This window comes from Helicobacter sp. MIT 14-3879 (genome assembly GCF_003364125.1).
On record NZ_NXLP01000061.1, the window covers coordinates 1 to 7250 of the forward strand.

General features: G+C 29.0%; 13 protein-coding genes. All 13 read right to left on the reverse strand.

The genetic code is table 11. The features are described 5' to 3' along the window. Nucleotides 1-159, reverse strand: a 159-nt coding sequence (locus CQA44_RS13545) for a T6SS effector amidase Tae4 family protein (RefSeq protein ID WP_408941393.1), incomplete at its 3' end; no start/stop codon positions are given. A 36-nt stretch (nucleotides 160-195) separates the two neighbouring features. Continuing rightward, the gene (locus tag CQA44_RS10670; RefSeq protein WP_147289795.1) at nucleotides 196-690 is read right to left on the reverse strand and encodes a hypothetical protein; all 495 of its coding nucleotides are present in this window, start codon (nucleotides 688-690) and stop codon (nucleotides 196-198) included. 104 nt (nucleotides 691-794) lie between these two features. Then, entirely contained in the window at nucleotides 795-1037 is a 243-nt protein-coding gene (locus CQA44_RS10675; RefSeq protein WP_115547220.1) for a hypothetical protein, read from the reverse strand. A gap of 478 nt (nucleotides 1038-1515) precedes the next feature. Further along, nucleotides 1516-2274, reverse strand: coding sequence for a DUF2778 domain-containing protein (locus tag CQA44_RS10685; protein ID WP_115547222.1), 759 nt, complete (start codon nucleotides 2272-2274; stop codon nucleotides 1516-1518). Nucleotides 2275-2425: 151 nt separating this feature from the next. After that, on the reverse strand, nucleotides 2426-3406 hold the full coding sequence (locus CQA44_RS10690; protein ID WP_115547223.1) for a hypothetical protein: 981 nt from the start codon (nucleotides 3404-3406) through the stop codon (nucleotides 2426-2428). Then, the gene (locus CQA44_RS10695; protein WP_115547224.1) at nucleotides 3403-4095 is read right to left on the reverse strand and encodes a T6SS effector amidase Tae4 family protein; all 693 of its coding nucleotides are present in this window, start codon (nucleotides 4093-4095) and stop codon (nucleotides 3403-3405) included. The genes CQA44_RS10690 and CQA44_RS10695 overlap by 4 nt, the downstream gene beginning before the upstream one ends. 24 nt (nucleotides 4096-4119) lie before the next feature. Beyond that, nucleotides 4120-4731 (reverse strand): hypothetical protein, encoded by a 612-nt coding sequence (locus tag CQA44_RS10700; RefSeq protein WP_115547225.1) that lies wholly within the window; start codon nucleotides 4729-4731, stop codon nucleotides 4120-4122. Next, nucleotides 4728-5135 (reverse strand): hypothetical protein, encoded by a 408-nt coding sequence (locus CQA44_RS10705; RefSeq protein ID WP_115547226.1) that lies wholly within the window; start codon nucleotides 5133-5135, stop codon nucleotides 4728-4730. The genes CQA44_RS10700 and CQA44_RS10705 overlap by 4 nt, the downstream gene beginning before the upstream one ends. Further along, a complete protein-coding gene (locus tag CQA44_RS10710) occupies nucleotides 5132-5566 on the reverse strand; it encodes a type VI secretion system amidase effector protein Tae4 (protein WP_258865011.1) in 435 nt (144 codons plus the stop codon). The genes CQA44_RS10705 and CQA44_RS10710 overlap by 4 nt, the downstream gene beginning before the upstream one ends. A 156-nt stretch (nucleotides 5567-5722) precedes the next feature. After that, a complete protein-coding gene (locus CQA44_RS10715; RefSeq protein WP_115547228.1) occupies nucleotides 5723-6157 on the reverse strand; it encodes a hypothetical protein in 435 nt (144 codons plus the stop codon). Next, nucleotides 6157-6345 (reverse strand): hypothetical protein, encoded by a 189-nt coding sequence (locus CQA44_RS10720; protein WP_115547229.1) that lies wholly within the window; start codon nucleotides 6343-6345, stop codon nucleotides 6157-6159. The genes CQA44_RS10715 and CQA44_RS10720 overlap by 1 nt, the downstream gene beginning before the upstream one ends. Nucleotides 6346-6488: 143 nt before the next feature. Then, nucleotides 6489-6857 (reverse strand): hypothetical protein, encoded by a 369-nt coding sequence (locus tag CQA44_RS10725; RefSeq protein WP_115547230.1) that lies wholly within the window; start codon nucleotides 6855-6857, stop codon nucleotides 6489-6491. A gap of 11 nt (nucleotides 6858-6868) precedes the next feature. After that, nucleotides 6869-7075, reverse strand: coding sequence for a type VI secretion system amidase effector protein Tae4 (locus tag CQA44_RS10730; protein ID WP_258865012.1), 207 nt, complete (start codon nucleotides 7073-7075; stop codon nucleotides 6869-6871). Nucleotides 7076-7250 lie beyond the last annotated feature (175 nt).

The window sequence follows — 7250 nt, forward strand, 5'->3', positions numbered from 1 at the left end:
TAACTCCCAAAATTGAAAATCTACTACCCCATATTCTCCATTCAAATAATTCTTACTTATTTCAAAATCTTCAAATTGTTTTTTATCTCCATTCCATAAAGTAGTATGTCCCCCTGCATCTCCCCAGCTATCAATATACCTTAAATAAGAATCAATCATTGTTTAGCCTCACATTGTTTTATTATAAACTTTATTTCAGGAAAATATCATATTTCCTACAAGGATAAAAGGAATCAAGCTCGCAAAGAAAAATATAAAACATAACTTTGCTCTTTGATAGTTGTTCTGAAAATATGAAATTAATCCATATAAGCCAAAGCCTATAAACATAACTGATAAGGAAATATATAGTGTTTTTCCATTAAAAACTAAATCATATAGTTGTGTGAAATGATAGTTATATTTTAAATAACTAATATATTCTATAAAGAAAGAAAAAGAAGCATAGAAAACCATATAGAAAAAGAAACACAAAAAATAAGTTACCATTAAGCTTCTTTTTGTATAAAATTTTTCAAATAAAATACTTAAAGGACTGCACAATACGAATAAGTCCATTAGGTCAATTTCTGCTAACTTGTAATTGCGAAATAAAAAATCTTCTATTATTGAAAATAGCATTGTAATCCAAAATAAGCTAATAAAAACCTTTAATGCTAAAAGCCAAGTAAATCTACTAGTAAATTTCAATCTAAGCTCCTTAATTAATTGGTCTGCAATATTTTGTATAAGTTGCATTATCACCTTCTACTTTTGTAGAATCCTCATATTTAACCACCAAAGAAACTCTGTCTTTAATCAAATAAATTTTGCAAAAGAAACTTTTGCCTTTGATGATTTAGAATCCTATCTCTATACTTCTCTACATATGCTAAAAAGATTTTGAAAAACTCTTCATTATCTTTCCATAAATCAATACAACCAAAATTTATATAATTTGCACTCCCTGCTTCTGCTCCTCCGTGGATAAAGAAATTCTTTCTAGTAATAGTTTGCCCTTCAGAATCTGTGAGAGTTTTTGTTTGACATAAAAACATTATTTGGGACTCCCATATAGAACAAAAGTAGCAAAAAGTAAAAATGGACAATAAAAGAATATACATACAATAAAGCATATTATAAAAATTACATATCTCTCTTTAATCCAAGAAATAAAGCCCAATATAGATAAAAATGTAAATAGGAAAAAACCGATATAAAATCCCATTTCAATTAAATTATTAATTGTGATTTCTTGAATGAAAAAGGAACAATTGAATCTTATAGTAAATAATATGGGAAAACCAAAATACCATACTAGAAAATAAGTAATGGTAATATTTTTATAAAATTTTTCCAATGCAGAAATAAATATGCTACATATTCCAAGAATGAAGAGACCTTGAAACACAAAATCATTTAAGAAGTGATATATAATTCCACGTCTTGACTCTAACCCAGCTACTATTAAGAACACTAAACTTCCAATCCAAAATAAAGCAATAAAAACCTTAAAAGTTAAAAACCAAGTGGGTTTCACTTGCTCTCCTTACCTATCGGTTTGCAATATTTTGTATAAGCTGCATTATCACATTCTATCTTTGTAGAATCTTCATATTTGACTACCAAAGGAATTTTACCCTGATTCTTTAGAATCCTATCTCTATACTTCTCTACATATGCTAAAAAGATTTTGAAAAACTCTTCATTATCTTTCCATAAATCAATACACCCAGCACTTCCAGCTTCTACTCCTCCGTGAATAAAGAAATTATTTCTAGTGATAGTTTGCCCTTCAGAATCTGTGAAAGTTTTTGTTTTTGGTTGGATAGGGATTCGGATTGTTCCCCAAACAAAACTACTTCCATAAAACTCTCCTCTTTTTGGAAGTTTTACTTTTGATAAAACCCAACTTACTGAACCTATAATATTATCTATTATGCTTAACTCCTGTACCCCATCATCTTTATTTTCACTTAAAGGAGTGATATAATATTCTCCCTCTGGTATTGGTCTTTCATCTTTTAGCATTTGCCTTTCTTTTTCATAGGTAAAATAGTGTTTCCCATTATCTTTTTTAGGTCTGCCACTCACTGCTTGAAAAGAGATTCTTTTAATTTCATTATTATTTTCTTTAATGATAATTGTTAAAAATTTACCATTAAACTTTAAAGAAATAGAAGCATATTTATCCTCCTTTTCCTTGCTCTTCTCTAATATTTCATATACCAATCTATTATCATTACTTGCTAGTGTTGCTAGAATCTTAGGTTGCTTCTCTCCCTCCTCATACACTCCTCCAATGACTAGCCTCTATACTCACAATCTCTATACTACCTCTATACTCACAAATCCCTACTTGCAAATCCTCTACTTACAATCTTTCACTTAATTTTATTTACAATATTTACTTGCAATATTTACTTGCAATATTTACCTACAATATTTACTTGCAATCCTTGCAATATTTTTTAACAATGCGTTTGACTTCATCTTGGTATTCTTTAGAATCATAGAGTTCAAGGCAGGTGAGAAAACTAAGAGGTGTTTGTTTATCATATACTAGATAATTAGGAATAATTTTCTTGATATAATCATCAATTTCATTATATATTTTATGTGCATCATATCTATGATTATACTTATAAAGAAGCTTGGAGAGTAAAAAATATCCACTTTGTATATCATTTGGAGCTTTATCATAATCACTAAAATTATGCTCTTTATTGCCTAGCTGATAATGAACCAAACACCTTGCAAATCCATTCATTTTAGCTATGTTTATTATCTCATCAGTTTCTTTTGTAGCCTCTTTTGTTCTTGCTTCTTTTACTTTTGTTTTTTGCAGGGCATAATTTTGACAATTTTTACAAATAATAAAATTGATTGTTTTTGCTAAATACTGCCTATATTCTTTAGAATGATACGTTTGCATACAAGGGATAAAATACTCCTTTCTCTCTTTGAGTATCTCATCAAAAAAGCTATTTAAATAAGTAGTAATATTAGTTTCTTCTAGAGGGATAGAAAGCTTATTGTATAGAGTATAGCTTTGATAATACGCCATCAATGGAATGGTCGCTTCTATATATCTTTTTACATATTCATAAGCAATATTGGCAGTATTAGAAGATTTCCAGCCATTTTTTCTATTCAAAAGCTCTGGATATTGTAGATAAAAAACATCAAAAAAAGTTGTGCCTATGTATGTTTTAAATTTAGCAATAATAATATCATTTAAAAACTTCCCATCACTACTAAATGTTGTCAAGCAATGTGCTAAGCCCTGTCTTTGAAGTGCTTTAAAAGTATTATCATATTCTTTCTGTGTTAAATTAACAAAATGCGGCAAATAAACATCTAGTTCTTGCCTTTCACTCGCATTTAAAGAGCAACAAAGTATTAAGAGTATTATATATTTTATCATTTTAATCCACCAATTAACTCCCAAAAATGAATTTCTGTTACAATGGGATTGTAGTGTGTTTTACCATAGTCATCTATCATATATGTAGTCAAATAATTTGTGCTATCTACAAAATTATCTTTATCCCATAAAGTAGTGTGTCCATTTGCATCTATGAATGAAATTCTCATTGTAATAATGCCTTGTTTATTTAATTGCTTTAATTTCTCTAAAGCAACTTCGTTATCAAATTTATCAGTTATATTTTTTTGTAAAAATTCTGGTGTCCCCCATTTAATCCACAAAAATGTCTCCATATCTATGGAGTTTGTTATATAGTAATTGTTGTTTTTATCTATTCTATTATATTTTTCTGCCATATTTTTTATATTTTGCAATATTGTCTTATGCCTTTCATTATGTTTTGCATTATTAAGTAATGACTTTTCTATTGGCATACCACCATAATTTAAAGCATAGCTTACTCTTACTGCACAAGTATTTACATAGCTTGTTTTTTCATTCTTAAAAGCTTTTTGAATTTTACCTCCTAAAAGGTTATATCTTAATTCTGCTTTTGCATAATCATCTAAACCTTTACCTATTTCATTTATCTCCCTATAAGCCTTTCTTACACTCTCCCAACTTGGTCTTTTGCATTCTACACTTACAGATTTATCTCCACAAGTTGCTGTTATTTTTATATTCATTTACACTCCTTTTTATATTTAGGATTATTTATCTTTAAAAGCATTTTTAATAAATACTTTATTATTTACTTTCCCTTTGAGAGTAAAGCTATTATCTTGCGTTTTTATTTTGACCTCTACTTCCTCCCCCTCATTATATCCTTGTGTTGTAATATGCAAATTAATATCTTTATAATGCCTTGAGGTATCATTTAGTCTTATCTCATCGTCTCCATAAGAAAAATATATTTCTGTGATTTGCTTTTCTTCCTTGCTCTTCTCTAATGCTTCATATACCAATCTATCATCATTACTTGCTAGTGTTGCTAGAATCTTAGGTTGCTTCTCTCCCTCCTCATACACTCCTCCAATGACTATCTTTAGCTCTGTAATGTTTTCTTTATCTAAGTAATCATCTAATCCTAATGCAAATGCAAAGTTTAGTTTGTTTGCTTTATAAGGAGAGAGGAATACTCTTGTATGAGTAATGCTTAGAGAATTTAAAGAAGTGTCTTTAGATTCTCTTGATTCTTTGTATTCTTTTATATCTTTAGAATAATCTAAAAGTGGTTTATATCTTCCTATGCCATAGTCTTTATATTCATAGTTTTTATAATATTCTTTAAAGAGTTTAGGGAGATGTTGTGGGATACTCATTTGCAATCCTTGCAGTATTTTTTAACAATGCGTTCGATTTCATCTTGGTATTCTTTGGATTCATAAAGTTGCATACAATCTTGAACAAATATTCGTAAATTTAGCTTTGTGGTAACTTTTCCTTGAGGATTTGACATAAATTGAGAAACATAAGATTGTATGATTTTAGCGACTTGTTCTTCATTTTTAGGTTCACCCATTGCAGCAAATTTCATACTCCCCTTTTGGAATACATACAAATCATACGATAATGCTGTCGATTTATCTTTTTTATCCACATAACTTTGTTGCAAACAAAAACCAAAGCCATAATGTTTGAGATTCCTTACGCTAATACCAAAACTATCATAAGCACTAGTATTTATACAAAATATACACAACAGAATAAATAAGATCTTTTTCATTTTAACTCCCAAAAACATAATTCTCTAACAAATACATAGTCCCTCTCATCATTTAAATAATTTGTATCATCTAAAAATTTACTTCCATTCCATAAAGTAGTATGCCCCCCTGCATCTCTCCAGCTATCAATATCCATTGTTACAATACCTTTAATACCCAAAGATTGCAAAATATAGAAAAAATTTAAATTATCTTTGCGTATCTCTTTTACTCTTTCTCCATTAAGGACATTCCTATATTTATCTATCAATAATTTAGATGGTTCTTTTCTATGGTCATAAAATACTTTATAAAAATCTCTATTGTTTGCTTGAGAATAAGATTTTAGTTGTTTCCAATTCTCTAGCAATAGTCCTTTTATGCCAGATACCCCTGTATAATATTTATAGCTATCTTGCCCTGTAAGTTTCGTTCCACTAGTCAATTTCACTTTATTATCCTTAAGTGGCATACCACCATAATTTAAAGCATAGCTTACTTGTAGTCTCTATACTACAATCTATACTATACTTGCAAATCCTCTGCTTGCAATCTTTCACTTAATTTTATTTACAATATTTACTTGCAATATTTTACCTACAATATTTTACTTGCAATCCTTGCAGTATTTTTTGACAATGCGTTTGACTTCATCTTGGTATTCTTTAGAATCATAGAGATTTAGACAAGATTCAAGTCTAGTAATGTGGTAATTTTTTTCTTCTTTCTGTTTTTCTATTTTTTCTACAAAGTTTTTTATTTCTTCTATGCCCTCTTTTCCACCACCCCTCTTAAGTATAACTTCTCTTATTAGTGCGTCTGCGTGATACCTTGAAGATAATTCGTAGTATTTTAAACAATAATCAATTCCCACAAGCTTATAGTTTTTTCTAGCACTTTCTTGAAATATTTTTTTAGCAATTTTATCATCTTTAAGCCAATCTTCGTAGATACTTACTCTTAATATTTCAACTTCACTCGCTATAAGATCACTAAATATAATACACGCAAGGATATAGAGTATTAATACTTGTTTTCTCATCACTTCAACTCCCAAAAATAAAATTGTGATACAAATGGATAAACTTGCTTTGGGTCATCTAAATAATTATAGCCTAAAAGATAGAGGTCTATATCAAGCTCATCATTCATTTTTACATCTACAAAATTATCTTTATCCCATAGAGTAGTGTGCCTAATAGTATTTCCATCATTATCTATTATTCTCATTGTAATAATGCCTTGTTTTAATCTAAATAGCTTACTTGTAGCCTCTATACTACAATCTATACTATACTTGCAAATCCTCTACTTACAATCTTTCACTTAATTTTACCTATAATATTTATTTTGCAATATTTACCTACAATCCTCTACTTGCAATCCTTGCAATATTTTTTAACAATGCGTTCTACTTCATCTTGGTATTCTTGTAATTTATATATAATCATACAATGCTTAAAATGCAGAGTATCCATAGTTTTAGGCAAATATTTAGCATCTAAATATTTTTGCAAATCTAATTTGCCCTGTGCTACATCTTTACGCAAATCAAAAAGCTTATTTTTTTCTATTGATTTAAACAGATTTTCTTTATCATATTGCAAACAATATTGCAATCCCCATTCAGCTAAAATATGAGATTGGATAGCATTCGTTACCCCACGAGCTTGACTAAAAGGATCTCCTGCATACATTGTTGTAGATGCTATAATCAAATATTGCATAACAAACTTCTTCATACAATTCCTCCTTAGCCTATCAAATCCCAAAAGTATAAATCTTGTATTATATATTGAGTCTCATTAAGGTAATTAGCACTTACTCCTAATGCTGTATCTACAAAATTATCTTTATCCCATAAAGTAGTGTGTCCATTTGCATCTATGAATGAAATTCTCATTGTAATAATGCCTTGTTTTAATCTAAATAGCTTACTTGTAGTCTCTCTACCTACAATCTATACTCACAATCTCTATACTACCTCTATACTTGCAAATCCTCTACTTACAATATTTCACTTAATTTTACCTACAATACTCATTTGCAATCCTTGCAATACTTTTTAACAATGCGTTCGACCTGTGTATTATAATCTGAGCCATAGCCTGTGCCATAATAAAACATTCTAATAC

Excerpts from the sequence above, each read along its gene's own strand:
- CQA44_RS10675 (WP_115547220.1), bottom strand. The coding sequence starts at position 1,037 with ATGTTTTTATGTCAAACAAAAACTCTCACAGATTCTGAAGGGCAAACT.
- CQA44_RS10690 (WP_115547223.1), bottom strand. The coding sequence starts at position 3,406 with ATGATAAAATATATAATACTCTTAATACTTTGTTGCTCTTTAAATGCG.
- CQA44_RS10695 (WP_115547224.1), bottom strand. The coding sequence starts at position 4,095 with ATGAATATAAAAATAACAGCAACTTGTGGAGATAAATCTGTAAGTGTA.
- CQA44_RS10700 (WP_115547225.1), bottom strand. The coding sequence starts at position 4,731 with ATGAGTATCCCACAACATCTCCCTAAACTCTTTAAAGAATATTATAAA.
- CQA44_RS10705 (WP_115547226.1), bottom strand. The coding sequence starts at position 5,135 with ATGAAAAAGATCTTATTTATTCTGTTGTGTATATTTTGTATAAATACT.
- CQA44_RS10715 (WP_115547228.1), bottom strand. The coding sequence starts at position 6,157 with ATGAGAAAACAAGTATTAATACTCTATATCCTTGCGTGTATTATATTT.
- CQA44_RS10720 (WP_115547229.1), bottom strand. The coding sequence starts at position 6,345 with ATGAGAATAATAGATAATGATGGAAATACTATTAGGCACACTACTCTA.
- CQA44_RS10725 (WP_115547230.1), bottom strand. The coding sequence starts at position 6,857 with ATGAAGAAGTTTGTTATGCAATATTTGATTATAGCATCTACAACAATG.